Origin of the sequence: Methanosarcina sp. Kolksee (genome assembly GCF_000969945.1) — an archaeon.
GTDB lineage: Archaea > Halobacteriota > Methanosarcinia > Methanosarcinales > Methanosarcinaceae > Methanosarcina > Methanosarcina vacuolata.
Window position 1 is genome coordinate 2,502,876 of the sequence record NZ_CP009524.1, and the last position, 26,701, is coordinate 2,529,576.

22 protein-coding genes and 1 pseudogene are annotated in these 26,701 nt (G+C 40.5%); 16 read left to right on the top strand and 7 right to left on the bottom strand.

All coding sequences use genetic code 11. From position 1 onward, the window contains the following. Window positions 1-27 precede the first annotated feature (27 nt). Both MSKOL_RS21080 and MSKOL_RS10385 read right to left on the bottom strand, forming a co-directional pair. Window positions 28-171 carry a PKD domain-containing protein gene (locus tag MSKOL_RS21080; RefSeq protein WP_231592640.1) on the bottom strand — a complete coding sequence of 48 codons (144 nt, stop codon included), beginning with the start codon at window positions 169-171 and terminating at the stop codon, window positions 28-30. Between the two features lie 63 nt (window positions 172-234). After that, a complete protein-coding gene (locus tag MSKOL_RS10385) occupies window positions 235-1,932 on the bottom strand; it encodes a right-handed parallel beta-helix repeat-containing protein (RefSeq protein ID WP_048155935.1) in 1,698 nt (565 codons plus the stop codon). 148 nt (window positions 1,933-2,080) lie between these two features. Between MSKOL_RS10385 and MSKOL_RS21380 the strand changes: the two genes are divergently transcribed. Then, a complete protein-coding gene (locus MSKOL_RS21380) occupies window positions 2,081-2,203 on the top strand; it encodes a hypothetical protein (RefSeq protein WP_255351924.1) in 123 nt (40 codons plus the stop codon). A gap of 385 nt (window positions 2,204-2,588) precedes the next feature. Here the strand turns inward: MSKOL_RS21380 and MSKOL_RS10390 are convergent, their stop codons facing one another. After that, entirely contained in the window at window positions 2,589-6,329 is a 3,741-nt protein-coding gene (locus tag MSKOL_RS10390) for a hydantoinase B/oxoprolinase family protein (RefSeq protein ID WP_048155938.1), read from the bottom strand. A gap of 218 nt (window positions 6,330-6,547) precedes the next feature. Between MSKOL_RS10390 and MSKOL_RS10395 the strand changes: the two genes are divergently transcribed. The 9 genes and pseudogenes from MSKOL_RS10395 to MSKOL_RS20170 form a co-directional block, all read left to right on the top strand. Then, window positions 6,548-7,684 carry a leucine-rich repeat domain-containing protein gene (locus tag MSKOL_RS10395; protein ID WP_052725414.1) on the top strand — a complete coding sequence of 379 codons (1,137 nt, stop codon included), beginning with the start codon at window positions 6,548-6,550 and terminating at the stop codon, window positions 7,682-7,684. Window positions 7,685-7,821: 137 nt separating this feature from the next. Continuing rightward, window positions 7,822-9,594 carry a COR domain-containing protein gene (locus MSKOL_RS10400; protein WP_048155941.1) on the top strand — a complete coding sequence of 591 codons (1,773 nt, stop codon included), beginning with the start codon at window positions 7,822-7,824 and terminating at the stop codon, window positions 9,592-9,594. 1,249 nt (window positions 9,595-10,843) lie between these two features. Continuing rightward, a complete protein-coding gene (locus MSKOL_RS10405; protein WP_048120764.1) occupies window positions 10,844-11,125 on the top strand; it encodes a ferredoxin-thioredoxin reductase catalytic domain-containing protein in 282 nt (93 codons plus the stop codon). A gap of 172 nt (window positions 11,126-11,297) precedes the next feature. After that, the gene (locus tag MSKOL_RS21385; RefSeq protein ID WP_255351925.1) at window positions 11,298-11,426 is read left to right on the top strand and encodes a hypothetical protein; all 129 of its coding nucleotides are present in this window, start codon (window positions 11,298-11,300) and stop codon (window positions 11,424-11,426) included. 363 nt (window positions 11,427-11,789) lie between these two features. Then, a complete protein-coding gene (locus MSKOL_RS10410; protein ID WP_048120766.1) occupies window positions 11,790-12,254 on the top strand; it encodes a (Fe-S)-binding protein in 465 nt (154 codons plus the stop codon). Window positions 12,255-12,264: 10 nt separating this feature from the next. Further along, on the top strand, window positions 12,265-13,512 hold the full coding sequence (locus MSKOL_RS10415) for a formylmethanofuran dehydrogenase subunit B (protein WP_048158292.1): 1,248 nt from the start codon (window positions 12,265-12,267) through the stop codon (window positions 13,510-13,512). Then, window positions 13,512-13,910, top strand: a complete 399-nt coding sequence (locus tag MSKOL_RS10420) for a molybdopterin dinucleotide binding domain-containing protein (protein WP_048120768.1) — start codon at window positions 13,512-13,514, stop codon at window positions 13,908-13,910. Before MSKOL_RS10415 ends, MSKOL_RS10420 begins: the two co-directional genes overlap by 1 nt. A 109-nt stretch (window positions 13,911-14,019) precedes the next feature. After that, a complete protein-coding gene (locus tag MSKOL_RS10425) occupies window positions 14,020-14,307 on the top strand; it encodes a hypothetical protein (RefSeq protein WP_048155944.1) in 288 nt (95 codons plus the stop codon). A gap of 55 nt (window positions 14,308-14,362) precedes the next feature. Beyond that, a pseudogene (locus MSKOL_RS20170) lies at window positions 14,363-14,648 on the top strand (IS1 family transposase); the annotation flags it as partial. A 229-nt stretch (window positions 14,649-14,877) separates the two neighbouring features. Here the strand turns inward: MSKOL_RS20170 and MSKOL_RS10430 are convergent. Next, window positions 14,878-16,326, bottom strand: a complete 1,449-nt coding sequence (locus tag MSKOL_RS10430) for a tetratricopeptide repeat protein (RefSeq protein ID WP_231592183.1) — start codon at window positions 16,324-16,326, stop codon at window positions 14,878-14,880. Further along, complete coding sequence (locus tag MSKOL_RS10435; RefSeq protein ID WP_048155947.1) at window positions 16,283-16,783, bottom strand: PASTA domain-containing protein; 501 nt, start codon at window positions 16,781-16,783, stop codon at window positions 16,283-16,285. The genes MSKOL_RS10430 and MSKOL_RS10435 overlap by 44 nt, the downstream gene beginning before the upstream one ends. A gap of 1,174 nt (window positions 16,784-17,957) precedes the next feature. Between MSKOL_RS10435 and MSKOL_RS10440 the strand changes: the two genes are divergently transcribed. The 3 genes from MSKOL_RS10440 to MSKOL_RS10450 all read left to right on the top strand — a co-directional run bounded on the left by MSKOL_RS10440 (window position 17,958) and on the right by MSKOL_RS10450 (window position 19,769). Next, complete coding sequence (locus MSKOL_RS10440; protein WP_048155948.1) at window positions 17,958-18,311, top strand: hypothetical protein; 354 nt, start codon at window positions 17,958-17,960, stop codon at window positions 18,309-18,311. 51 nt (window positions 18,312-18,362) lie between these two features. Next, a complete protein-coding gene (locus MSKOL_RS10445; RefSeq protein WP_048155952.1) occupies window positions 18,363-18,845 on the top strand; it encodes an Ig-like domain-containing protein in 483 nt (160 codons plus the stop codon). A 747-nt stretch (window positions 18,846-19,592) separates the two neighbouring features. Then, window positions 19,593-19,769 (top strand): hypothetical protein, encoded by a 177-nt coding sequence (locus MSKOL_RS10450; RefSeq protein WP_231592184.1) that lies wholly within the window; start codon window positions 19,593-19,595, stop codon window positions 19,767-19,769. Between the two features lie 298 nt (window positions 19,770-20,067). On the opposite strand, the gene MSKOL_RS10455 is transcribed toward MSKOL_RS10450, so the two are convergent. Then, a complete protein-coding gene (locus MSKOL_RS10455) occupies window positions 20,068-20,310 on the bottom strand; it encodes a hypothetical protein (RefSeq protein WP_048155955.1) in 243 nt (80 codons plus the stop codon). A 946-nt stretch (window positions 20,311-21,256) separates the two neighbouring features. On the opposite strand from MSKOL_RS10455, the gene iorA reads away from it, so the two are divergent. From iorA to MSKOL_RS10470, 3 genes are read left to right on the top strand one after another with little or no spacing between them, the layout of a single operon-like run. Continuing rightward, window positions 21,257-23,137 (top strand): indolepyruvate ferredoxin oxidoreductase subunit alpha, encoded by a 1,881-nt coding sequence (gene iorA, locus MSKOL_RS10460; RefSeq protein WP_231592185.1) that lies wholly within the window; start codon window positions 21,257-21,259, stop codon window positions 23,135-23,137. After that, entirely contained in the window at window positions 23,134-23,733 is a 600-nt protein-coding gene (locus MSKOL_RS10465) for an indolepyruvate oxidoreductase subunit beta (protein WP_048120785.1), read from the top strand. The genes iorA and MSKOL_RS10465 overlap by 4 nt, the downstream gene beginning before the upstream one ends. A gap of 25 nt (window positions 23,734-23,758) precedes the next feature. Next, window positions 23,759-25,066 carry a phenylacetate--CoA ligase family protein gene (locus MSKOL_RS10470; protein ID WP_048155961.1) on the top strand — a complete coding sequence of 436 codons (1,308 nt, stop codon included), beginning with the start codon at window positions 23,759-23,761 and terminating at the stop codon, window positions 25,064-25,066. A 133-nt stretch (window positions 25,067-25,199) separates the two neighbouring features. Here the strand turns inward: MSKOL_RS10470 and MSKOL_RS10475 are convergent, their stop codons facing one another. After that, a complete protein-coding gene (locus MSKOL_RS10475; protein WP_048155964.1) occupies window positions 25,200-26,255 on the bottom strand; it encodes a mechanosensitive ion channel family protein in 1,056 nt (351 codons plus the stop codon). Between the last annotated feature and the right edge of the window lie 446 nt (window positions 26,256-26,701).

Here is a 26,701-nt window from a genome sequence, read left to right on the forward strand (position 1 = left end):
CTGTTTTTAATTTAGGGAATTCATTATTTACTGAACTTTAATATATCCAGAAATAGTTTTAGTATTACTGCCTTTAGTATTCTTTACTGTCAAACTAACGGTATACTTCCCTACATTTGAATAGTTATAAGCTGGACTTTTGGCTGTTGAGTTTGTCTCGTCTCCAAAAATCCATTACCATGAAGTTGGTAAACCTGTACTTCTGTCATAAAACTGTACCTTAAGTGGGGCTTTTCATGGATTTGGAGATTCCAAAAAAGCAGCAACAGAAAATATCGGGCCTTCGATTATCTTGTTTCCGCTGATTTCGGGGTTTTGAACATTTTTGACTGTGACTCCGGAGGATGAATTTGAGGTATTCACATTTTTTAAGATATTATTTTGTATTTTCACAGCACCATTTTTCAAGGAATTCCCATCGATATATATTCCTTCCCGGCCCAGGTTTTCAAAAGTGTTTTTAGAAATATCTGAGTTTGCCCCGTTTATTAGAAACTTCTGATACACTCCCTGATGAGATAGATTGCTAAAAGTGTTCTCATTTATTACTATATCCTTGAAACCTCCGTAAAATGGGAAAATAATTCCACGCGTCCCATTGTTTTGAATATTATTCCTTATTATAAGCGTCTCATCCGTTCCATTTCCTCCTTCATACATATTACCCAACATATCATTAAATGTGTTATTTTCGTAAACGTGTACTCCGTTACCTACAGCGCCGCGTGCAAATATCCCTCCATATCCGCCAAAAACTTCATTGTTAGAGAAAGTAGACTGTTGTGTGCCATCTGAAAATGCAAAATAGAATGAAAGCTCTTGCGGTGACCGGTATTCCAGAAATGTACAATAGTACAGGGTTTCAGATGTTATTTGCGGGTATATCTTGTTTCTAGTTACTACAAAATTAATAGTATCAGCGTGAGCATCAACAACATTAGAGCCGGTGATATTTGCTCCTATTAGAGTATTATCGGCAATAAAAACATCTCGATTTAAAGACTTGAGTTCAGCTGAATTGCCTGTTATAGCATGCCTGCAATTCTCTATGTGATTATGTTCGATATTGACAAAAGCCGTACCGCTAGCTACGTTTACACCGTATCCAGAATTAGGGAGAGTTGAATTGTAAATCTCATTGTTATTAACACTCACATTAAAACAGGAGTACAGACAAATAGCACCGAAACCACATTCATTAAACCAGGAGTCAGTGACAGAACTATCCTTGCAATATTGCATAGCCAGTCCATGATGAGACATAGCCTCACCTGTATCCTCTAGCCTTATATTTTTTATATGTATTTGAACAGGTCTGTACACCTCGACATTTACAGTCTCGGATAATTTGTAGTCTCTAAGAAGTGGTTGATTTAAAGTGACAACATTTCCTGTTACACTTTTAACAGCATAAATTTCTCCTGTCATTTGATCAGGATAATTATCAGGATAATTTGAAGGGCACCAAGGAACATTTTTCCAGATTTTAATTAAGTCATTCTTGCTAACCTTGGAAGCATCAGTTAAGACCACTTGAGATGAGTCTTTCCTGGCATCAGTACTCAGGGTTCCGCTTGTGATCTGTGATCCACCGAAATAAATATCGTTATATTCTGTATTAGAAGTTTGAATGTGAAGAGTTACGTTTCCTTCTCCTATTATATTCAGGTTTTTATTTTTTTGATATATTCCTTTTGTGATATAATAGTCCCCTTTGCGGATAGTTATTGTATCCCCACTTTTTGAGTAATCCAGTGCCGCTTGAATACAAGCTGCGTCGTTTGCATAATTAGGTGTATGAAAAAAACCTGGTTCAGCGGGTCCAGTTTCTTTGTCAATCACGCTATTTGCCGCCAAAGCTGCAGGGCTAATTAACACAAGACAAAAAAGAGTAAGGATAAATATTGTTGTAAAACCTTTAAAATTTTTCATTGAAGATTCCTCATAAACCTGTTTAACTTAGAACCTATTTGAAAAGTGTTGTGATCACTGACTTTTACAACTAGTATATCGAGTTTCAAATATATATATAATAAGGAAATAAATACAGTTTATGACGCAAATATTATTTTAAAGTCACATGGAATTTTGTAACAAGGAAAATGCAGCCGGTCGCATAGTGATTAGATCTGGATATTACAACCACGGAAAACACGGAAGAAACACGCCTTTACTACTGATTTCCGTTTCTTCCGTGCTTTAAGTGGTTTTCAAAAAATCCATTTCTGACATACTTTGGAATCGATGCACTAGCATATTCAGAACTGGAGTGTGCACTCAATATTAGAGGTCGGTTCTAACTTAATATGCCGGTGTTGGCCTTTCAGAAGACTCTAAGAGGATTTCAACAAGATAAGGTTAAAAAATTTCGTATCCTCTTTACATTTCGACCCTCTCTCAAAAAAAGGTGATTTTTGCAACAACTAAACAAACTTATTGAATCAGATATGGGCACATGCTCAACAAAATCAATGATTTCAACTTGAATCCAAAAGCATTCAAAAAACTTGATAAATGTTAGGAAAATCGGTGCAATTTGTCACGATTTCTCACTTAACCGAAGACGCATGAATTTTAGTTTACAGTTTTTAGTCTTCCTTCCTACCATATCCCCCGCCGCCTGGGGTTTCGATCACAAAAAGTTCTCCTGACTTCAGCTCAACTTCGGCCTGACCTCCAATGTCGAGAACACTACCGTCCCTGCGGACAATTGCGTTTCTTCCGCATTTTGCAGGCATTCCACCTTTGAGCCCGAAAGGCGGGAATTTCCTGTGGCTTGAAAGAATGGCAGCATTCATATCTTTCAGGAACCTGAGCTTTCGGACAACCCCGTTTCCACCTCTGAACTTGCCGTCTCCACCGCTTCCTTCCCGGATGGAAAATTCCTCAAGCAAAACAGGAAACCTTGTTTCAAGTATTTCAGGGTCGGTAATTCTGGAATTGGTCATGTGCGTATGCACAGCATCAGTTCCTGAAAAACCCGGACCTGCCCCGGAACCTCCACAAATGGTCTCATAGTACTGAAAATCATCATTCCCGAAGGTGAAATTATTCATTGTACCCTGGGAAGCCGCAAGCGTGCCAAGAGCTCCGAAAAGGGCATCAACAATGTACTGCGAGGTTTCAACGTTTCCTGCAACAACAGCAGCCGGCGGCTCGGGCCTTAGCAGGGAACCCTCAGGAATAATAATCTCAAGCGGCCTCAGGCAGCCTGCATTCAGGGGAATATCACTTTTTACAAGCGTCCTGAAGGCATAAAGTACAGCAGCTATGCAAACCGATGCGGGAGCATTGAAATTATTTGAGAGCTGGGGAGAAGTGCCTGTAAAATCAATTATAGCACCCCTACGCCTGCGGTCAATTGTGACCTTCACTTTAATTGCATTCCCGTCGTCAAGTGGATACGTGAATTTCCCGTTTGCAAGCCTGTCAATAACTCTTCTGACCTCTTCCTCGGCATTATCCTGAACATGGCCCATGTAAGCTTCAACTGTTTCAAGGGAAAATTCTTCGACCATCCTGAGCAGTTCGGAAAGTCCCTTTTCATTTGCTGCGATCTGAGCGCGGATATCGGCAATATTCTGGTCAGGGTTTCTTGCAGGGTATTTTCCCGAGCCCAGCCAGGCCTTTAGCCTTTCTTCACAGAAATGGCTCTGTTTTACGATTTTCATGCCCTCGCTCAGCACCCCTTCTTCGGCAATGGTCCTGCTACCCGGAGGCATAGACCCTGGGCTGATCCCTCCGACATCGGCATGATGGCCTCTGGAAGCCAGGTAGAAAAGAATTTCTCTAGAGTTTCCAAACATCGGGGTAACAACCGTGAAATCAGGAAGATGGGTTCCTCCGTGGTAAGGGGAGTTGATCAAATATATGTCTCCTGCATTCATTTCCTGCAATTGCGTCCTGATAAGTGCTTTTACACACTCCCCCATTGAACCCAGATGTACAGGGATATGAGGGGCATTTGCTACCAGGTTTCCCTGACTGTCAAAAAGTGCACAGGAAAAATCCAGCCTCTCCTTTATGTTTACCGAATGGGCCGTGTTCTGCAGGGTAAAACCCATCTGCTCGGCAACTGACATGAATCTGTTATTAAAAATCTCAAGCATCACAGGATCAACATTAGTTCCAATGGCTGTATGGGTTGGAAGCGGAATTTCTCGTTTAAGGAAAAGGTGGTTGCGTTCAGTAATCGTGCCTTCCCAGCCGGGTTCGAGCACAATGGTTGTGTTTTTCTCTATGAGCACTGCCGGGCCACTCACATGGGTTCCGGGATTGAGTTCATCCCTCTGAAAAACCGGGGTATCATGAAACTCACCATTGCTGTACATCAGCACTGTAGCGACAGGAGAGAAAACAGGATTCTCTTCCCTTTCCAGCACAGGGTCCAGGACCCTCTCATTAATTCCGATGGTCTCTACGGAAACTGCTTCAACAACCATGGCTTTGCCATCCATTACAAACCCGAAGCGCTTCCTGTGGGCGTCCTCAAAATCCTTCCGTAGACCAGCCGTATCCGCAAAATCGATGACAAGCTGAGTATCCGAACCTGCATAACGCATATGCACCTTATAAAGTGCAGTAATTTTTGCTTCCTGCACGCCCTGTTCGAGCATGAGCAGGCGACCTTCATTCTCAAGCTCGGAAAACACTGTTTTCAAACTCTCTACCAGCGTGTCCGAGAGCTCGCTGCCTATATAGCGCTCTTTAATAAGCCTCTGGTCTGCAAGTCCCATGCCATATGCCGAAAGCACACCTGCATACGGATGAATGAAAATGCTTTTGATCCCAAGGCTATCTGCAACCCTGCAGGCGTGCTGGGCAGCAGCTCCTCCGAAACAGCAGAGGGCATATTCTTTTATGTTGTATCCCCTCTGGACAGAGATTTTCTTGATAGCATTTGCCATATTCTCAACTGCAACCGAAAGGAAGCCTTCAGCTACCTGCTCAGGTGTCCGGATATTGCCGTCATTTTTGCCTTTGCTTGAAACCGTTTCTGCAAGTTCTTCGAATTTCCCGCGCACAAGCTCGGAGTCAAGGGGCTGGTCAGCATTGGGCCCAAAGATTCTGGGAAAAAACTCAGGCTGCAGTTTTCCAAGCATGACATTACAGTCAGTGACCGTAAGCGGCCCTCCTTTTCGATAACAAGCCGGCCCAGGGTCCGAACCTGCCGAATCCGGGCCTACCCTGAATCTTCCTCCCTCGTAGTGAAGTATGGAACCTCCGCCTGCTGCAACCGTATGAATACGCATCATAGGCGAACGCAGGCGTACTCCTGCAATCTCGGTTTCAAGACTGCGCTCGTATTCTCCGCTGTACTGAGCTACATCCGTAGATGTGCCACCCATATCGAAAGTGATTATTTTTCTTGCCCCTGCCATTTCCGAAGTTGCAACTGCTCCAACGATCCCGCCTGCAGGACCGGAAAGGATACAGTCCTTGCCCTGAAAAGTTTCCGCATCCGTAAGCCCTCCACTGGACTGCATGAACATGAGCCTGGGACTTCTCTTAACTTCGTTCTCTTTTCCGTCCCCGCTATTTTTTTCTGTCCCATCTTCACTTTTCGCGCTATCATTTTCTTCCCTCTCCCCGTTTTCTTTTTCTCCTTTTCCTTCTTCCCCTTTTTCTTCTTCCAGGGATTCCTGTACCATATTAACGTACCTGCGGAGCACAGGAGAGAGATACGCATCCACTACGGTTGTTTCCCCTCTACTTACGAGTTTAATTAACGGGCTTGCCTGATGGGAGAGGGACACCTGTGTAAAACCAATTTCTCTGGCAAGCCTGCCGAGTTTGAGTTCATGCTCAGGACACCTGTACGCATGCATAAGTACGATTGCAGCCGAACGAATCCCGGCTTCGAAAGCCGCTTCAAGTGATTTTTTTGCGTTTTCGAGGTCAAGGGGCAAAAGCTCTTTTCCATCGGCTCCGACCCTTCCGGAAACCTCAATGATCCTTTCGTAAAGCTGTTCCGGAAGTTCGATTTTCTGAGCAAAAATATCTGGACGGTTCTGGTACCCGATTCTTAAAGCGTCCCCAAACCCCCTGTTTATAACAAGTACAGTCCGTTCCCCTTTCCGTTCAAGAAGAGCATTTGTGCCGACTGTTGTTCCCATTTTCACGGATTCTATAATTTCAGCAGGTAGAGGTGCGTTTCCGGGAAGCCCGAGAATCTGCCGGATCCCGTACATAGCTGCATCTTTATAGTGACACGGATCGTCGGAAAGAAGCTTGTGCGTAATCAGTTTTCCATCAGGGCTGCGGGCTACGATATCAGTAAACGTGCCTCCGCGGTCTATCCAGAACTGCCATCCGGCTTTGGGGGACATGAAGAGAATAATGTAGAGGTGGTATTAATTATTATTCGGGATTGAGGTTAGAGCTTGATTTTCAAGGAGTCTGGAACTTGATCTTCAAAATGACTGGAGAATTTTGTTTTATGATAAAAATATTTGAATAAAAAGAAAAAGCTTTTAGAGTTAAAGTGTAAAGGAGAAGTAAAAAAATTGAAACTTTTTTATGGCTTATATGTAAATGAGGTAAATCAATGACAAATGAAAGGGTGATGCAGCTTATTAGAGAAGCTTATGAAAGAAACCTTACAGAACTTAACTTATCTGGGAACCAGCTGACACAACTGCCACCCGAAATTACAGAACTGAAAAACCTCACAAAACTTAACTTATCCTTTAACCATTTTACACAACTTCCTTTTGAAATTACGAAACTTGAAAACCTCACAACACTTGACTTATGTAAGAACCATTTTACACAACTTTCACCCAAAATTGCAAAACTGAAAAGCCTCACAACACTTGACTTATGTGAAAACTATCTCACACAACTACCATCAGAAATTATAGAACTGATAACTATCACAACACTTGACTTATCTTTTAACTATTTAACACAACTTCCCTCCGAAATTACAAAACTGAAAAACCTCACAGAACTTAATTTATCTGGGAACAAGCTGACACAACTGCTCCCTGAAGTTACAGAACTTAAAAACCTCACAACACTAGACTTATCTGAGAATTGTCTTACACAATTACCACCAGAAATTATAAAACTGAAAAACCTCACAGAACTTAATTTATCTGGGAACAAGCTGAAGCAACTGCCCCCAGAAATTGCAGAGCTTGAAAACCTCACAGAACTTAACTTATATGGAACACATCTAACACACCTGCCTTCAGAAATTACAAAACTAAAAAATCTCACAGAACTTAACTTAGCTAGGAACCAGTTGACAGAACTGCCTTCAGAAATTATAAAACTTAAAACACTTACAACACTTTACTTATTTGGGAACCAGCTGACACAATTGCCCCCAGAAATTGGAGAGCTTGAAAAACTAACGGAACTTGAATTATCTGAGAACCAGCTGACACAATTGCCCCCAGAAATTACAAAACTTAAAAACCTCACAAGACTTTACTTATCAAAAAATTCTCTAATTTCACCTCCCACAGAAATTGCTTCAATGGGAGTAAAAGCAATTTTCAACTATCTGAAACAACCAAAAAATTCCGGACATAATGAAGCTAAACTAATACTGGTTGGCGATGGGGAAGTTGGGAAAACATGTCTTGCTAACAGATTGATTAATGATATATTTTTGGAAGATCAAATCGACTCAGTACCAAAATCTAGTGATGAATGTAAAATTCAAAATCACTAGATTTTGTAATTGGTCACAATCCTTGTAATACAACTTAGGGATTGACGTCTTTAGATACCGAATATTGATTTTAGTGAAAACCGAATTTTTCTTGCTAATTCAGATTTTCAATCAAAAAATGCAAAAATCACTGGATTTTGGACCAGAGTCATCAAATCACCAAGGGAATAAAGAGATCTGAATGGAGTATTCCTGCTCCTGGATCTGGAAATAGTTCAATCAAGTTAAATATCTGGGATTTTGGAGGGCAGGAAATTTACCATGCAACTCATCAGTTTTTCCTGACAAAACGATCGGTTTATTTGCTTGTCTGGAATGCACGAAAAACAAAGGACTACGACAATATATACTATTGGTTGCACACGATTGAAGCTTTTGGAGAAGATAGTCCGATAATCCTTGTAATGAGCAAGATGAACGAAAATGATGATGATCTGGACTTAAAAGATCTAAAAAGCAAATTTCATATTGTTGATTATTTAAAAATTGATAGTAAAGATGGAAGAGGAATCCATAGGTTAAAAGAAAGTATTAGTGAAGCTGCATGGGATCTTCCGCTAATGAGGGTTAAGTGGGTGGATTCGTGGTATCAGGTGAGGAAAAGGCTGGACGAAATCAGGGAAAATAGTATTACATACAAAGAATTTTACGAGATATGTAAGTCTAAAGGGTTAGACGACGAAAATATCAATATACTGGACGGATATTTAAACGATATAGGGGTAACTCTTCATTTTAAAGACAGGATTGCGCTAAGGAATATAGTGATTTTAAAACCTGAGTGGGCTACTGGAGCATTTTACAAAATTTTGTCTGCAAAATCTGTCCTCCATAATGAAGGTGTGTTATTACAAAATGAATTAGACCAGATATGGGACAAAGAAACATATCCATCAGATGTTCATCCACAATTAATGGAGCTAATGAATAAATTCGAACTTTCGTATGAATTCCAAGATAAAAATAGCTATCTTATTCCCGAACTATTACCCAAAAGTTCTCCAGATTTTGATTGGAACGATGAAGAAAACTTGTATTTCTATTATTCTTACGACTCTTTTCTGCCTTCTTGTATAATTACCCGCTTTATTGTGCGTATGCATCAGGACATCGAGAAAAAAGAAAATGGCATGCCTCTCTGCTGGAGAGAAGGAGCAGTACTGGATCTTCAAAACTCTCGTGCTTTAGTAAAAATGAAGCCTGATGAGAAGCAAATCGAAATCAGTATAACAGGTGACAATAAAAGAGGAGCTCTTGGTGCAATATGTGACCAGCTAGATCAAATAAATGCTTCTATAAAAAAGATAAATGTCAGTAAACAAATACCCTGCAATTGTTCTAAAAATTGTCCTGAAAGATATTCATACGATAAGTTATTAAAAGCTGAAAAAAACAACATAGAAATTATCCAATGCCATGAGAGCTACGAGAGCATATCTATTTCATCATTATTAGATGGTTACAAAAAAAGAGAAGAAAGGCTTAGAAATCTAGGAGAAACTGATAATTTGTTTGAATATGATGTATTCATATGCCATTCTTCTAAAGATAAACCTATTGTTGACTCTCTAATTAAGGATTTGAAAAAGAAGAGTGTAACTTATTGGGTTGATAAAGAACAAATCAATTTTGGTGATCCAGTTACTCAAAAGATCGAAGAAGGTTTAAAAAACAGCAAGTATGTAGTTCCATGCCTGAGCAAGAATTTTACTATATCAGGTTGGACAAGAGCAGAGTATGGTTCAATTCTCAATAGAGAATTTAGCAGTAAATCCAAAAGAATCATTATACCATTAAAGTTAGATAATTGTGAAGATGATGATATACCAAATTTATTGTACGATAAGAAAAGAGTAACCTATTCGAATAAGACCGAATTTAATGAATTTATTGAATTTTTAAAGAATTGAAGGGTAGCGGTTTACTGACGATATTACTGGTTAAACATAAAAAATAAGTTAAATCGTCTTCTCGTAAAACTGGTGATCTAAAACTCAGAATACAACAAACTCATTAAATGAACCGAAAAAGGCATAGAACTTGCACAAAAGCTTGGCAGAACTTATAATAAATTTGCCCAATGGCTTGCAATGCCTCAGGTTCCAGACTTGTTCCTTGGAAAATAATTTTGGTTCTATTTTTACAGGTCAACATTAGAAACCTTCACCACAACTCGAAAGTCGTGACCCCGTAAACCTTTTCAAGGTTTATATCAGGCTCTTCCCGGCTGAGGCTTAGAGTCTTCTTTTCTCCCACAAATTTCAAAAACTAATAACTGTTTGACATCAGCTTATTGATGGTCAATTTGTATCCGATTGGTATTATATATTTTAACATCATATGTTTATATTATAAGAAAAAGAAGTCCAAAACCACAATTCTTTTACGTTGCTTGTCTGACCAAAACCTGCAAGATCTATAAAATTTATAATTATTGGCATAATAATTTTCTTATTCACTCCGGGCTAAATAATTAACTGGTGTCAAGAAAACTTAGTTATTGATTATCCAGTAAACTTTGAATCGTTGTATGCTGATGAGAAGGTACCAAGGATTATGCCCAATAATTAACTTGCCATAACAATAGGGTTTAACTTTACAGCTTAGCTTTAGAACATTGCCTCCTTAGAATATTGACTTTGCTTTGAATTTCCGTAGTTTGACTGATATCTAATGGATAACGGACAAAAGCCTTAACATCGTTAGTTCGACCTTATTACCAGAGTTTTACCAATTGATTTATAGTTTGAGAACTTAATTCGTAATCTAGAAACCAGTTTCAAACGGACAATTCAAGAAAAATCATAATGACAAATTGGTTATATGGGCGCTAGTGGGATGAAATTGGTTATATGGGCATGAGTGAAAAAAATTGGTTATACCGCCTTTAATCCATTAATTCCTGCAGGACAAGATATTCTATAAATAGCTTTAACAAAATTAGAGTAATAAGTTACAATTGAAATTGACGCTAAACACTCAGGTTATTCCTATTAAGTGTTTCATACAACTTAAAAGTCTTCAGTATACTTATTCTAGTATACTTTATCCTGTTCCATAAATGGCTCACGTAGATTCACATATGATCCACATATGATCCACATATTCTTCTCATCGAGGTTCAGGATTGCTTCAATTTAAAGCGAAGGAGTTCTCTGTATGGCTGATCATAATGAATTAAAACAGAAAATGTATGAATGGACTCAGAAATATGCAGACAAAGCAGGTTACAGGCTTAACCCTGATAAGGAAGCTCTTGACTATGTGCTTGATGGACTTACAGTTAAGCTTGAAAAATTTGGACGGCGTTATTGCCCCTGCAGAATAGTTACCGGAGATGAAAAGGAAGATCGAAAGATTGTATGTCCCTGTATATATCATAAAGAAGAAGTAGAACGGGACGGAAACTGTCACTGCGAACTTTTCTTCAAAGCGAATTAAATTGAATTCAGCGTATTCGGTTTGCCTGCAAAGAGGCTTCATCAATTTGTTTCCAGAAATTAGGAAAATTTATTTGTGAGATCTTCTAACCCCGAAGGTCCGGAAAGAAAAGCCTGCTTACCTAAGTGCATCAAACTCTTAAGGCTTTCCCGCAACCCTTTTTAAAAAAGGCTTGACCGCAACCCTTTTCAAAAAAGGCTTGACCGAAAACCCCAAGAACCGTGTGAGTTTGATAACCTTATCCCCAAACCCTATCGGCGTGATCAACCGGCGCAACGGTTGCAGCACAACCCGTTTTTAAAAAAGGCTTGATTGCAAACTTTTTGAGAAAATATTTGATAGAAAATGTCGCAATGACGTGATAAATCGGAGAAGCAGTTTACAAAAGCTTTTTTAAAAAAGCTTAAGTGAAGACAGTTTTTAAAAAAGCTTGAGTGAAGACAGTTTATAAGTGCTTGTGAAGAATTTTTACTTCAATTTAAAAGTAACACCGAAAACAAAAAAGCGAGAGTTTAAGGCAGAGTACTTAGATATATTTAATTAAAGGTTATTTAATATACATTTTCAGTGGCACGCTTAATCTTGCTTTTTAATTATACTTCTTAACTTTCATACTATTTAATTAAAAACTGACACAAAAAATTCGACTCAAGGGTGACCTGTAATGACAAATGCAATGGAACTCTATCAGATGCTTCCAAAGACTAACTGCAAAAAGTGCGGAAAAACCTCCTGTATGGCGTTTGCAGTAGCTCTCATGGCCCACGAGCTCACACCTGAGGATTGCCCGCCTCTTAAAGATGAACCCAAGTACAGAGAAAGCTATGAAAAGATAAGTGAAACCTTCAAACCTTCCGAAGGCGTAACCGAAACCGGGCTTATAGTGCATGAAGACTTGTGTTTTGGCTGTGGAAACTGTGTGGTTGCCTGTCCTCCTAACGTAGCCAATGATCCACACGGAGTAGGCTCGGGAAATGCCCCTACTAATCCTAATAAACTGGTCCTGAGCGTAGAAAACGGCATTGTAAAAGCCCAGAATTTAGAGGAATGTCGACGTTTCGGAAAGAACAAAATTCTATGTAATGGCTGTATAGTAACCTGCCCTGTAGAGGCAATCGAGTTTGTGTGAGGAAGCGGATATGGAGAAAAACTATCATGTATGCACAGGCTGCGGCCTCCTTTGTGACGACATTGAGGTTGAGTCCGAAAATAACACTGTAACTAAAGTTTATACAGCCTGCAGAGTAGGGGTTGCCCATATGAAGGAGGCAAGAAAGGGTGAAGCAGATTTTCTGGTTGACAATAAGCCTGTAGATGAATCTACTGCTATCAGTGAAGCTGCCTCGATCCTTAAAAATGCCAGAAATCCTCTGATCTTCGGGCTTGGGACTTCTACCAGTGAAACCCAAAAAATAGCAATCGAGCTTGCAAAGAAAATCAATGCTACTCTTGATGATACCTCCTCTTTCTGCCTGGGCCCTCTAGCTGAGGCTCTTATTCAGGATAAGCTTAAATCCTGTACTCTTGACGATGTAAGGAATAAAGCTGATGTCATTGTATACTGGGGAACAGATCCATCGGACTCTCATCCTCGCCAGCTTTCTAAGCATTCCTATTTTCCAAGAGGAATCGAAAAGCAGAGGGGCTGGGAAGAAGAAAGGACAGCCATCGCAATCGATGTCCGAAAGTCACATACTGCAAAAATCTGCGGGAATTATTTCTTCCAGATTCCCCAAAAAGGAGATGCAGAATTTATCGATGCTCTAATTGCAGGGATTTCAGGAAAGCTTCCCAAGACCTCCTACAATTACCCGCCTAAAAAAATCCTTGAGCTGGCAAATATCCTTAAAGGAGCAAAGTTCGGAGTGATTTTTGCAGGACGCGGGCTCATTTACTCGCTTGAAAACCTCGAACCCCTTTTCAAGCTTATGAAAATCCTGAATGAAAAAGCAAATTTCCACCTCATACCAATGATAAGCAGCTATAACACAATGGGCTTTAACGAAAACCTCTTTGCAGAAACCGGATACGTGAACAGTGTAAAGTTCGAAAACGGGGCTGTAAAGCATGGGCCTGAGTACTCAGTTGTTGAGTCTCTTAAGGCAAAAACTGTGGATGCAGCCCTTATAATAGGTTCGGACCCGCTTTTAATCCTTCCAGGATCTATTGCAAAGAACATGCTGGAGATTCCTGTTATCTCTATGGACCATTGTGAAACCCTGACTTCAAAGCATGCAAAGATCTACATGAATACCGCAATAAACGGAGTAGAAGCAGGGGGAAGTGCTACACGCATGGATAGGGTTAAAGTTAGCTTTGAGCCTGCTATTGAGACAAAGCACCCGTCTGAGGAAGTAATTCTCAAGAAAATAATGGAGGCACTCTGATGGATTTCGGATCTTTTCTTGCAGCTCCCGAAGTAAAAGTCAAAGTCATAACTTACAGGGACATCTTTCAGGATAAGGCTATGCTCGAAAACCGCTTTGGGAACGAATACAAAGACCTGTCGGCGGTAATAAAGCTGGACCATGCAGATCTCAAACAGCTGGATGTGAAAAAAGGCGATACAGTAATTTTAAAAAATTCCTTTGGAAGAGTTGTGGTAAAGGCTATGGAATCTGGATACGAAACTCCTCACAAAGGCATCGCATATATGCCTAAAAGCCCCTGGTCCAACATGCTGGTATCAGATGAAACCGGAGGTACAGGAGTACCCAAATTCAAGGATATATCCGTAACTGTTTCCAGTGCAAAAGGGGAAAAAGTAACTGAACTCATGCTTTAAGTGCTTTCCCTGGTAAGATTAACAAATCCCTCAAAAATTGCCGTAAAAGCGGCAAAATTATTTTCTATTCCTTTTTCATAACTTGGTTAGCTGCAGATTGGATGAAAGCATGGTTGATGTACTTTTAAAATTTACAAAAATCTTGAAAAACGGAACTACTTTTTATCACTTTGAAGGTTTTGAAAATGTGGACTCAAGGTGGGAACTGCCCTGTGAGTATCTTTCAGGCCCTCATTTTGCAGCCTGGAATGGCGTTTTTCTATATTCTGGCGGAAATAAGATAAAAACTCTCTGCCCAGGTAACTTGATTTCCTTGAGTGAGTATCAGGAATTGATGAAAATTATTCAAGTAGGAAAACAAAGGCTAAAAGAGATAAAACATAAAATGAATAATTAAAGATCAATTGATATTTATATTTTGTGGTTATTATAATTAAACTTCATATTTTTATATTACGAGAAAAAGAGATCAAAACCCACAATTTTTTTACGTTGCCTGTCCGAACAAAAACTGAAAGCTCTATGGTCTTATTAACCAGGGCAATATTACTGGTAATGGAATTTACATAAGTCGTGGGAAAAACCAGAGATATCTTACACCGGTGCGGTAAAATATTCAATGACCACACCGGCACTTTTTATCACGATCTTCGCAAAGATGAGCAAACTATTGATTTATCTCCAAAAATGTCTATGAAAGGCATGAGCATTGAAGCCATTGCCGATGTTTTAGAGGTATATCTGCCAGTGTAAAGCGATAGCTCGTGAAGCTGAACCCATGGTATCCCCTTCAAATTATATGGGTAAAAGTAAATTTCATGTATGTACTGAAATTGTAAAAATTTAACCAAATCTGAAAAACAACCTCAAGCGATGCATTAAAACTTTGTAACCGTATGATAAAATTGTTGCATATTTTTTGAGTTGGAAAATTCCCCATTGAATTTGAAGAGGATACAAAAAGAAATTACTTAAAGGTTTTATCCTTCTGTCTCTGGATTTCTGAAAGGATTTGCACCTTTATCTCAAGCGCAGGAGCGAAGCCAGGTTGCAATTCCAGGGCTCGATTACAGTTTTCAAGTGCTTCTTTCTGTTTACCCATTTCCAAAAGGACAAAACCCCTTATCGCCCAGAGGCGTGGCTCTTCAGGGGCGAGATGAAGCGCCTTATCGTAAACCTTCAGGGCCTCCTCGTACCTGCCTAGCCTGGAAAACAAACTTCCGGTCGAAGTAAGGGCCTCAAGGTATTCAGGCCTTATCTGAAGAGCTGAACTGTAAGCTTCAAGGGCTTCGTCTTCTCTGCCGAGGGCCGAAAGTATGGAGCCTTTTCCTGCCCAGGCTTCAGCATATTCTGGATATCTCCGAAGAATTTTATCGTAGGTTTCTAGGGCTTCTTCAAACCTGCCAAGCCTTGCAAGCACAACTCCTTTGTTGTCCCAGGCAATTTCAAAAGACGGTTCAAGCTCAATTGTCCTGTCATAAGCCGCAATTGCTTCTTCGAGCAGGCCCAGTTCCGAGAGAATGACGCCTTTGTTATACCAGACCCTGTGGTCTTCAGGAATAATTTTCAGCACCTTTGCGTTAAGCTGCAGGGCAGTTTCAAACCGCCTGGCCTTATACATGAGCACGGCCTTCTGAAAGAGAGCTGTAGCATCCTGGGGATCCTTCTCAAGCTGCTCAGCGCAGGCATCAAGTTCTTCGAAAAGGGGCAAGGAGCCATAAAGGTCTCTTACAGCCAGGAAAAGAGGCAGGATTTTATAGGTGTTTCCATGATAGGTAAGTTCCTTTGCTTCAGTGTTATATAGAAAAGAGGCCGATTTTCCTTGATCGAGATCTTCTTCCAATAAGCCTTGCTTTTTTTTGTTCCTGAAAGCCTTTTCAATTTCTGGACTATTTTCTATTTCTCCAGCTTTTTTTATTTCTTCATTATTTTCTATATCCTCAGATTTTTCTGTTCTGTCGGTATTCTCTATTCCTTCAGTATTCTCTATTCCTTCAGTATTCTCTATTCCTTCAGTATTCTCTATTCCTTCAGTTTTTCCTACTCCTTCTGTCTTCTCTTTCTCTATTCCTTTAATCGCTGCTTTCATCCCGGAAAATGCTGCTGGAGAAAGAGGGGAACTATTAGAGACTGAAATCACAGATCTGAGGTATTTCCCGAGTTTTCTATCATTTTTGTCCCATAAGACCATTGAAGCGCCCTGGCATTCGTGGAGGAATTTTTCCAGGCAGAGCCTCTGGGATGCATGACTCCCGGAATGCTCAAGCGCAGAAAAGGCTGAAATTGCTGCCCTGCAATGTTTCCGAAGTTCGTTCAGGGAAATATTTATTCTGGAAGAGTAAGCCTCCGTTTTAATCCCTCCTTTTCCTTGTTTAGCTACGGTCGGAAAAAGCGTCGCACAGTGAGGTTCGATCAAGTGGTAAAAGCTTGCCTTTTACCGCAACTACAAGTTTTACAGATGATCCTGCCGGAGACTGGGTTCCTGGTTTCGGTTCCTGCCTGAGGATCTCTCCTGCCGTAACCCCTATGGGAAGAATTCCTTTTTGCTCAACAATCTCTCCCGCGGTAAGCCCTGCTTCTTCCAGAACTTTAATAGCTTTTTCAAGGGGCTGTCTTATAACATTTGGAACTTCCACGTTTCCTATGACAGTTCCGGGCCCTGCCCTGGTTTCTGGCACTTCCGCACTTTCTTTTTCTTCGAGCACCTCTTCGAGCAAGTCAATTGCCCCGCTAATACGAAGGAGAGTCTCTTTCAGATTTTTTTTCCGGTCTTCAAGTTCTGAAAGCTTTAATTCGATGTCTTTGAGGATCTTCTGTCCGGATTCGTATTCTGCCCTGAGTTCAGTTAAACGCTGTTCAAGTTTTACTGCCATATTTCTGGATACCCCTTCTGGCTATTTATTTCAATTTTATTCGATCTTTTCCGCTTTATTCAAAATTATTCACTTTATTAAAAATATATTCTAATTAAAAATTTTCTTTATTATTTGGAACTTTCTTTCTATTTGGACTCGACCTATTTTACTTCAAAAAAGCCGCAATTGACTATTTTTACATTATTTTTTGTATTATAAATTATATTTTTGTATTTATTGTCTGATTTTACCTTTTTAGTTTTATTGATTGTTTTATTGATTGCTTTATTGATTGTTTTATTGATTGCTTTATTGATTGCTTTATTGATTGTTTTATTGATTGTTTTATTGTTTGTTTTATTATTATTTTCTTCTTTATATCAGATGCTTTTTAGCTCTCTGTACATTTCCAGCCCAATACATTTTAAGTTTTATATTTTTACACGCCATCGGATTGAAAAAGAACTATTGACCTGGATTCATATATCCTAAATTTGGAAGGTTAACGCAACTAGAGATATATATTTTCATATTCCTCTTCCATGAAACTCAATATTTTCCAGTGAATTTCTTCCATATTCAGTATTTCTGACTTTTTTTTCCCTTTTTCAGAGTTACAACTCACGTTTCAAAAATAGAATAAAAACGATATAAATAGACCGCACAATCACTAATTATGTCTAAAATTAGTCCTAATAATAACGATTATGGATAACTTATATCAATTGTTGAATTTTGATATTGATATTGATATTGATATTGATATGAGTAAAGCCCACACGACATACTAATACTTTGAAGTTGGTACTATGTTTCATGTTCAAGCCTATGGTATTTTTGTAATAATTTATCACATATTCTGGCAAATTAGTGAAGTTATCTACCACTAAATCCATAAAAATTCGGTCTTCGTTACCATTTCTAAAGATTCTCTTCTCTCTAGAGTCTTAAAGACAGTTTTTCAATGTGGGGATTGCTGCACCATTTCCAATAGTTTTCGGTTTTTTTAGCCGGGAATCTAACATCCCCACAAGCCGGTACTCAGTTAAAAATTATTGAATATCTTATATAGTTGCCGTTAAATAATATGCGAGCCATAGGATACTTATAGGAGTATTAAATTCATTGCTCCCCTTTCCGGACGAAATTGCAAGGGGCTATCCGGCAAGGGAAAAATTGAGGGGGTGCAATATTGAAATATGTAAACAAATACGGTAAGCTATTGCTCAGTGCATATATAATGAAGAAAATGAAGTCAGTCAAGTCTCCAGGGAAAAAAGGAATATTACGTAAATATGCTAAGCTGGCCCTTGGCGCATATCTTCTGAATAAACTCCGGTCAGAAAGGCTTGAAAAAGAAGTAGAAGCCGAATTTGAGCCGGAAGAAATAATGCTTAGTGAAGCAGAAAAAGCGGAAAAAGGTAAGGGGAGGCCTTCAATGAAAATGGGCAAAATAATTCTTGGTGTTCTGGCAGGTACAACACTCTTATACGCTGTTAAAAGGCATGCTGCTAAAAAAAGAAAGCATAGAATCGAAGTGGAATGAGCCTGGAGGAGGGTAGACCTGCACAAAATAAATAAATGGTGTAAAATCCTGATGGGGGTACTTGCAGGAGCTGCCATTATACATGCCGTTAAAAAACATATGTGCTGCAACAGAGTTATTCCAGGAGCTTTTAAATCTTTTTCCACTTCTTTCAAGCACAGACAAATTCCTCCAAAGGTAAAATCCATCTATCCTGACAGACAAACCTTTGCTTTCAGGCATGACCACCCTATCTGGGTCGAGTTCGATAAGCCTATGAACAATGCAACCATTACGAAAGAAACCGTAATAGTTAGAAGTTCTGCATCAAACGAGCCTGTGGACGGATTACTGGACATAGGGTCCAGAATGCTAATGTTCCGCCCTTATGGGGAATATCCTATGGACGAATCAGGTGCCAAAATAACAATTACTTTACTTGGGAGCGAAACCGGATCAGGATTCATAATGGATGAGCGTGGTATTGCTCTGGATGGAGATGAAGACGGAAAGCCTGGCGGAAACTATGAATATACTTACAAGATTATAAGATAAAATTGAGAGACTTTTTATTGTTTTCTGGTCTCTTCAGATTTCCACTTTAAATCGTGCAAAACAATAAAATTTTAATTTTATAAAAATAAATTATTTTTTATAATAAAAGGACCTAGATTCAGCAGGTCGCCATAAGGAATTTAAATCTATTTCTTGCTATCGTTTTAGAACATCTGATAAATTTGCATTATATTTAAGACTGGTTAACTTGTAGCTTAACTCCCATGAAATATATAAACACTGAACTGCATTCATTCCATAAATCTAACCTGAGAAATCAAGTATCTCTATAAAGTCCGGCTGTCAGACTGGGTTGAGTTAATCTTTCTTCTTGGATCAATAATTTTTACTGTTTTGAAATGGATTTCCCGAAACCAAAAACATAATGAAATCAGTATCAGTGCGATCAGTGTACCTATTGTGGATGACAGAAAAAAGCTATAGCGCACCTTAATCCTCAACCTCTCTGGTTAAGTTTCAAGCTAAAGATCGAATTGTCAGTACATCCTTTGGAATTATTTCCTTTTCATCGTCTTATTCAAGATATTATTGGATTCTAAGTTATATTTCTTTAGTTATTATATGTCAACAGTAATAATTTATTTATGACACCCAGAGGCTTTTTCCTGATTTATGAGTCTTTGCTTAATAACAGTAGGTGCCAGTGAAATCAATGTTATAGAAAGGGGGTAATTAAACACGCACGAAGGAATGATGGGGCAAAGTCATATGCATCATTGCGGCTCGATGCCTGAAATTTGGGAAATGCTAACTGATGAACAGAAAAAAGAAATTGTACTAATGAAGATGGATATGAAAATTCAATGGTTAGAAATGAAAATCAGCGAAATGGAAAATATGATTAAGTTAAAGAAAAAAGCCATCGAGAATATTAAAAAGTTCCAGCAAACGATGAGAAAATAAGATATAAGGATATCAAGAGCGTCAAATGCCGCGCTGCTTGCCCACGACGCTGCCATATGGTTTCGATCAACCGTTGCGCCGGTTGATCACGCCGTTCCTGGGGAAGAATTTCATCGCACCATTTTCGCTCAAGCTTTTTTGAAAAGGCTTGTGATCACGCCGACAGGGTTTGGGGATAAGGTTCTCAAACTCAAACGCTCATCGGGTTTTTGGTCAAGTTTTTTAAAAGGGTTGTTTGAAAAGGCTTGTGAGCAAGCAGTTTTTCAAAAAGCTTGTTGAAAAGGCCTTGTATTTTTAGTTATTTTCTCCTTTTAATCTCTTCAAGTATACTCTTTTGCGTTTCTGCAATCTCTTTTAACGTTGCATTGATTTCTACCATCAGTTCGGTTGTATTTTTTGTTATCCCGGTTTCCTGAGTTTCCTCGGGGGAACTGTCGTTTTGCTCCCGTTCTTCCTCCTGGAGTTCACGTAAGAGTTGTCCCATTGCTCCAAACTCACGGCTCTTGTCAGAGATAGCTATCGTTTTATCTTCCTGATCCATGGCTTTAACAATGCTGCAAAATGTAGAAATAATTTCCGATATGCTACGAAATCTATTTTTCCGGGTCGAATCATCCAGGATTTTCTGTCTGAACTTGAAACCTGAATATAAATTCAGATTCTCATTTCAATACGGATGATTTAGATAATATTGACCAGATATGACTAAAAAAATTCGTTCTTCGTTTTTAAGAGTCGAGTTTAAATAGAACTGTAACATTATATTAGATGGGCAGTGGGGAAAAATAGCGTATGTAACGGGATCTCTCTAAATTGGATAAAACCTCTATCATGAACCCCACACCCTACAGGTTATAAAAAAGATACTTTTTTGGAATATTTCTAAACGTTTCTAAATGTTTCTAAATGTTTCTATTCGTACTCTAGTTTTCGATATTTTCTGCGGGAGGCTTATGCTTTAATGAGCCAATAATCGATCAGGAGCAAGGCCACTGAGAGCAATATGTACCCAAAAAACCAGTCGACAAAAAGAGTTAAGATTGGTGATGAGGCAGCAGACGAGTAAAGTACGAGTTTCACAGTACCTCATGAATTTCTTATATCATACTATAAAAATATTAATATTGATTGGAAGATAAGCTAAACAATTCAAAGCTTATGCCACCGTTACAATTTTAACGTGAAAGAAACTTATTCATAATTGTTATCTTGTCGCGATCTGTTTTTCTGTTATATTAAATCGACAATTACAAAGACTCATAAAACAAAAACTTTATATGCAAATTTTACGTACTTCTTCCATGCAGCATTGTACATAGATGAACATCGCCTTTTCCGTGGCGTAAAATTGCAGTAAAACACTTTAAAATAGATTTTCAAATTCTCAAAATGACTTTAATAAATAGCTTGAGAATTCAAATTCTTTTCAACTTTAATTATTTCCTTCTAGATTTATCAAACTGTTAAAATATTACCCTGAATTCGAGATGAGTTTATTGACTGATAAAAAACTGTTAATGGGTAATGAAGCCATCGCACTTGGAGCCATAGAAGCCGGCGTCCAGGTGGTTACAGGGTATCCCGGGACTCCTTCGACCGAGGCTCTGGAAACGATTGCCCGGTATGCAAACAGGTGCGGAATCTATGCCGAGTGGTCCAGCAATGAAAAAGTTGCACTTGAAACAGCCGTTGGAGCAGCTTATTCCGGGGCAAAGGCACTTGTAACCATGAAGCAGGTAGGGCTAAACGTTGCATCCGATCCTCTTATGAGCCTGAGCTATATCGGGGTAAAAGGAGCTCTTGTCCTGCTCGTTGCCGACGATCCCGGGCCTCATTCTTCCCAGACTGAGCAGGATACTCGGGCTTTCGGGCATTTTGCAAATATCCCTGTCCTGGACCCTGCAACCCCTCAGGAAGCCTACGAACTGACAAAGCTTGCTTTTGAGCTTTCGCATGAATTCGAAATTCCCGTTATCCTGAGAACTACCACGCGGGTCTCCCACAGTTGCGGGGATGTAGAGGTCGAAGCTGCAGAACCTGCTCCGGTTGAAGCTATTGAGGGAGGCTTTGTAAAGGATAGGCGGTGGACGATCTTTCCGAAGCTTACTGCCGAACGGCACCCCTGGCTTGAAAGTGTGCAGGAAAAGCTTTCCGAACGCTTTTCCGAGCTTTCCTTCAATTCGGTATCGGGATCGGGAAAAATAGGGATTATTGCTTCAGGCGTCTCAGCCCTTTACGTAAAGGAGGCTATAGAAGCTGTAAGGGGTTTTAAAGAGCTGTTTACACTCTTCAGGGTCGGGACTGTATATCCGTTTCCGGAAAAGGCAGCCCTTTCTTTCCTGAAAGGCATTGACTGGCTGATCGTGGCCGAAGAGCTTGACCCTTACCTTGAAGAACAGGTGCTCCAGCTTATAGGAAAAGCCCATCTGCCTGTAGATGTTTATGGAAAGAAGAACGGCTTTTTCCCTGTGAGTGGGGAATACAATGTGGATATTGTCATTGACAGCATCAACCGCGCACTTGCAGCGTATGGGGAAAGTTTGCGCCTTTCTCGTGCTTCCCCTGCTGTTTCAAGAGAAAAGCTTCCTCCACTTCCGATCCGGGCCCCTACCCTCTGTGCCGGTTGCATGCACAGAAATGTTTTTTACGCTTTCAAACAGGCTGCAAAACAGCTTAAAAAAGAGTCTCAAACTGATACGATTTTCTCAGGAGACATTGGCTGCTACACCCTTGGAAACGCCTATCCCCTTAACATGGTAGATACCTGCCTCTGCATGGGTGCAGGGATAAGCCTTGCAGGAGGGCTTTCCCGTACTAACCCAAAGGCAAAAAATGTGGCCTTTATCGGGGATTCTACTTTTTTCCACTCAGGTATTCCTGCAGTGATAAACGCTGTCTATAACGGAGCTGACATTACCCTTGCAGTCCTTGACAACCGCACAACTGCGATGACAGGACACCAGCCCCATCCTGGTGTAGGCTTAACCGTACTTGGAAATACCTCAAAAGCCATTGAAATTGCAGACGTTGTTCGGAGCTGTGGGGTTGAATTTGTAAGGACAGTAAATACTGTAGAGCCGGACAGCCTGGAGAGTTGTATAAAAGCCGCAAAGGAAGCCATGAATTTCAATGGGCCGTCGGTTCTGGTCTTCAAAGGCAAGTGTGTAGGGATTACAAAACCCGACAAATACTACACAATAAAACCTGAAGTCTGCACAGGCTGTGGTTTCTGTATAAAAGAGCTCGGCTGCCCTGCGCTTAACCTTGCTGGGGATAAGCCTGTCATACAGGACAACTGCAGCGGCTGCGGGCTCTGTGCACAGATCTGCCCATCGGAAGCCATCTGCATAGGAGGCGTAAAGCTGTGAAATATGATATTCTTATTGCAGGCGTTGGTGGGCAGGGTGTTGTGCTTGCTTCCCGCTTGCTTGCACTTGCTGCGATGAAAGCCGGATTCCACGTAAGCACTGCCGAAACCATAGGCATGTCTCAGAGAGAAGGTTCGGTCAGCAGCCATATAAGGATAGGAGACGAAGTTTCCGGGTCACTTATTCCCATCGGACAGGCAGACCTGCTTTTAGGCCTGGAACCTGCAGAAACTGTACGAAACCTGCCTTTTCTCAAGGAGGGCGGAAAGGTTCTGGTAAATACCCATGCCATCCCGCCGGCATCAAGGCCGCCTGGAAGCCCTGAGTATGACCCTGCAGCTTTGATCTCATTTTTGTATGTATACTACCCTGATATTCTCTGCTCGGATTTCACAGAGCTTGCAGACAAGGTAGGGACATACAGAGCTGCAAACGTTGCAATGCTTGGAGCGGCCGCAGGCGCACGAGTACTACCTTTTCCGGAAGAAATTCTAAAGGCAGTACTGGACGCCGAAATCCCTGAAAAATACAGGGCTGTAAACGATGCCGCATTCGAACGCGCAAGGAAATGTATTAGATCTGTCTCCAGCACCTGAACTGAGGAGCAGAAGGTGAAATGATATGTATGAAGCACCCACTGAGGCTGAACTTGATCCCAATGTACAGCTTTACCATCCCAAAATCTCGGAAGAAGATACCTTTGCAAAATTGAAGGCACTGCTGAAGCGCGTAGTTGAAAATAGTCCTTTTTACCAGAAAAAGTTCAGGGAAGCAAATGTCGATATCGAGGATATAAGGTCGCTTGATGACATGAAACTTCTTCCCTTTACGAATAAAGAAGAACTCAGAGACGCTTACCCTCTTGGGTTACAGTCCGTGCCTGACTCAGAAGTCGTAAGGATCCACTCCTCGTCCGGGACTACAGGAAAACCCATAATTATTCCTTACACCCGAAAAGATGTGGATGTCTGGGCCGAGATGATGATGCGCTGCTACATGCTGGCAGGCCTTACCAATCAGGACAGGATCCAGATTACCCCGGGGTACGGGCTCTGGACTGCAGGAATAGGGTTCCAGCTTGGTGCTGAGCGCCTGGGGGCAATGGCCATACCTACAGGCCCGGGAAATACCGAAAAACAGCTTGAGATGTTTGTTGACCTGAAGTCCACAGCCCTTGCAAGCACTTCCTCTTATGCGCTTTTGCTTGCTGAAGAAATTGAAAAGCGCGGGCTTAAGTCCCAGATTCAGCTCAGAAAAGGCATTATAGGTTCGGAACGCTGGAGTGAAAAGATGCGCAGCCGAATCGAAAACGAGCTTGGGATAGAGACTTTTGATATTTACGGGCTGACCGAGATATACGGGCCAGGAATAGGCCTTGATTGTTCTCTTCATGAAGGCGTACATTACTGGTCTGACCACCTGCTCTTTGAAATAATTGACCCTATTACGGGTGAGCAGCTTCCTGACGGCACGCTTGGAGAACTTGTAATTACAACTCTCACAAAGGAAGGGGCTCCTCTCATCCGCTACAGGACAAGAGACCTGACCCGGATAATTCCTGGGCTCTGTAAATGTGGTTGTCCTTTTCCGAGAATTGACAGGATCCTTGGCAGGTCGGACGACCGCATAAAGTTCAAGGCTGTAAATATCTACCCTGGCCAGATCGAAGACCTTGTCCACAGGATTCCTGGCGTGAGCAGCGAATACCAGATCCTGCTTACCCGTAAGGACGGAAGGGACAGCATGATTTTCAGGGTCGAGATCGAAGATGCAGAAGACCCCGCAAAGAAAGCAAAAACCGAAAAAGCTCTCGGAAAAGCTTTCAAGGACTTTATAGGCGTAACCGTGGACGTTATGGGCGTAAAGATAGGGGAACTTCCTCGCAGTATGAAAAAGACAAAAAGAGTAATTGATGAAAGGGAGCTGTGAAATCCCCTTTTGCCCTTTCATCCTCAATTTTTTTATTCAATTCATTTTTACTTGATTTTCTCATCAACCGGCTAATTGCTTAATCGTCAATATCTTTTGCCCGGCATTTTACGCTATTCAACTATTTTACGGCCTATTCAACTTTATCTCCCTCTGTATGGGATAATTTTTCAGTTGCCTTCTTTTCTTTTCCAAGATCGGTTTTATACACAATAGTCCTGTAAGGGTAAGGAATTTCTATGCCTTCCTTATCAAAACGCTTTTTAATAGCTTCCCTGATTTCGCATCCTGAACTGTACGCAACACTCCTGTCTTTGAACCAGACATTCATGCGGAGATTTACGGAAGACTCCCCCAGTTCGACAACGTTTACTTTAACTCCTCCTCTCTCCCTGAAGTCCGGGTCTACGGGATGAAGCACCGGAGGGTCAATAAATCCCATTCTAAGTGTTTCGGACTTGAGTAAGCTGGGTTTTACAACGCTGTACTGAACTTCCTGCGGGGGCATTACATTTGGATGTTTCCGGGCTTCTTCGATCATGATTTTTCTCGCCTGGTCAATGTCGGCATCATAGCTTATTCCGACGTCTATTGGCCAGATTACTGCAGGGTCTTCTATAGTCCAGTTAATTATCGCTTCATTGCTGATCATGGAATTCGGGATTATAAGCCGCCTGTTATCCCAGGTTATGATGACAGTGTGCCTGAGATTAAGGTCAGTAACTTTTCCATATTCATTCATAATATCAAGCCGATCTCCAACCCTGAAAGGTTGAAAAACGGCAAGGGAAATACCTGCGATAATATTGCTCAGTGTGTTCTGGGCCGCAAAACCGATAACTATCCCTGCAATCCCTGCTCCGGTAAAGAGGGCAACCGAAAGGTTTCGAAGACTGGGAATGCTAAAAATAACAACAACAATCCCCATAAAATAAATTAATGCGACCACAATATGCCTGAACATCCGGAAGGATGTTGGGTCCATATGCAGCCTGCTACTTACTTTTACGAAATGGCGTTCCAGAAGACTGTTTACGTTCCTTGCGACAATGGCAGTGATCAGGCCAATAAAAAGTATGAATAAAAATGTACCAAAGTTATTTGAAAACCACGTAAATGCCTGCTCCAATACTGTGTCAAAATAAGACATATTCTCTGCAAAAGAAGTGTGGTTATCGGGGGTTTCCATGCCATGCTTGATTGGCAAGAAGCTTTAAATAAATATTGATTTAAAAAAGATTAAAACTGTATAAAAGTGGGAACTGTATAAAAGTGGGAACTGTATCAAATTATAATTAGGCAAAGAAAGTTGTTCCAGCCTGAATATTCAGGAAATTTAAGCGAAATGAATTCCAAAATATAGATTAGTAAACCGAAAAAAGTAGTTTCGTGAACGGAAAGTTCCTTCTCCGTGTTCTACAGGGTTTTTAGTTCCTTTATAGGATTTTTTAGTTTCTTTCTTCTTTACCTCTTTATATCTCATCCTATCCTTCTTTACCGATTTAACATCTCATCCTGTCCTTTTTTACCTCTTTACATCCCATTCTATCCTTCTTTACCTTTTTACATCTCATCCTATCTGGTTTTACCTTTCAGTCTCCTCAGACATGCAGGTTTTGTTGCAGGAAAGGTTAT

Bases quoted from the DNA above. Each gene is read 5' to 3' on its own strand.
- MSKOL_RS10425 (WP_048155944.1), top strand. From the start codon at position 14,020: ATGGTTGATGTACTTTTAAAATTTACAAAAATCTTGAAAAACGGAACT.
- MSKOL_RS10420 (WP_048120768.1), top strand. From the start codon at position 13,512: ATGGATTTCGGATCTTTTCTTGCAGCTCCCGAAGTAAAAGTCAAAGTC.
- iorA (WP_231592185.1), top strand. From the start codon at position 21,257: ATGAGTTTATTGACTGATAAAAAACTGTTAATGGGTAATGAAGCCATC.
- MSKOL_RS10450 (WP_231592184.1), top strand. From the start codon at position 19,593: ATGCCTGAAATTTGGGAAATGCTAACTGATGAACAGAAAAAAGAAATT.
- MSKOL_RS10410 (WP_048120766.1), top strand. From the start codon at position 11,790: ATGACAAATGCAATGGAACTCTATCAGATGCTTCCAAAGACTAACTGC.
- MSKOL_RS10390 (WP_048155938.1), bottom strand. From the start codon at position 6,329: ATGTCCCCCAAAGCCGGATGGCAGTTCTGGATAGACCGCGGAGGCACG.
- MSKOL_RS10455 (WP_048155955.1), bottom strand. From the start codon at position 20,310: ATGGATCAGGAAGATAAAACGATAGCTATCTCTGACAAGAGCCGTGAG.
- MSKOL_RS10475 (WP_048155964.1), bottom strand. From the start codon at position 26,255: ATGGAAACCCCCGATAACCACACTTCTTTTGCAGAGAATATGTCTTAT.
- MSKOL_RS10445 (WP_048155952.1), top strand. From the start codon at position 18,363: ATGGGGGTACTTGCAGGAGCTGCCATTATACATGCCGTTAAAAAACAT.
- MSKOL_RS21380 (WP_255351924.1), top strand. From the start codon at position 2,081: ATGGAATTTTGTAACAAGGAAAATGCAGCCGGTCGCATAGTGATTAGA.
- MSKOL_RS10470 (WP_048155961.1), top strand. From the start codon at position 23,759: ATGTATGAAGCACCCACTGAGGCTGAACTTGATCCCAATGTACAGCTT.
- MSKOL_RS10395 (WP_052725414.1), top strand. From the start codon at position 6,548: ATGACAAATGAAAGGGTGATGCAGCTTATTAGAGAAGCTTATGAAAGA.
- MSKOL_RS10415 (WP_048158292.1), top strand. From the start codon at position 12,265: ATGGAGAAAAACTATCATGTATGCACAGGCTGCGGCCTCCTTTGTGAC.
- MSKOL_RS10385 (WP_048155935.1), bottom strand. From the start codon at position 1,932: ATGAAAAATTTTAAAGGTTTTACAACAATATTTATCCTTACTCTTTTT.
- MSKOL_RS10405 (WP_048120764.1), top strand. From the start codon at position 10,844: ATGGCTGATCATAATGAATTAAAACAGAAAATGTATGAATGGACTCAG.
- MSKOL_RS10435 (WP_048155947.1), bottom strand. From the start codon at position 16,783: ATGGCAGTAAAACTTGAACAGCGTTTAACTGAACTCAGGGCAGAATAC.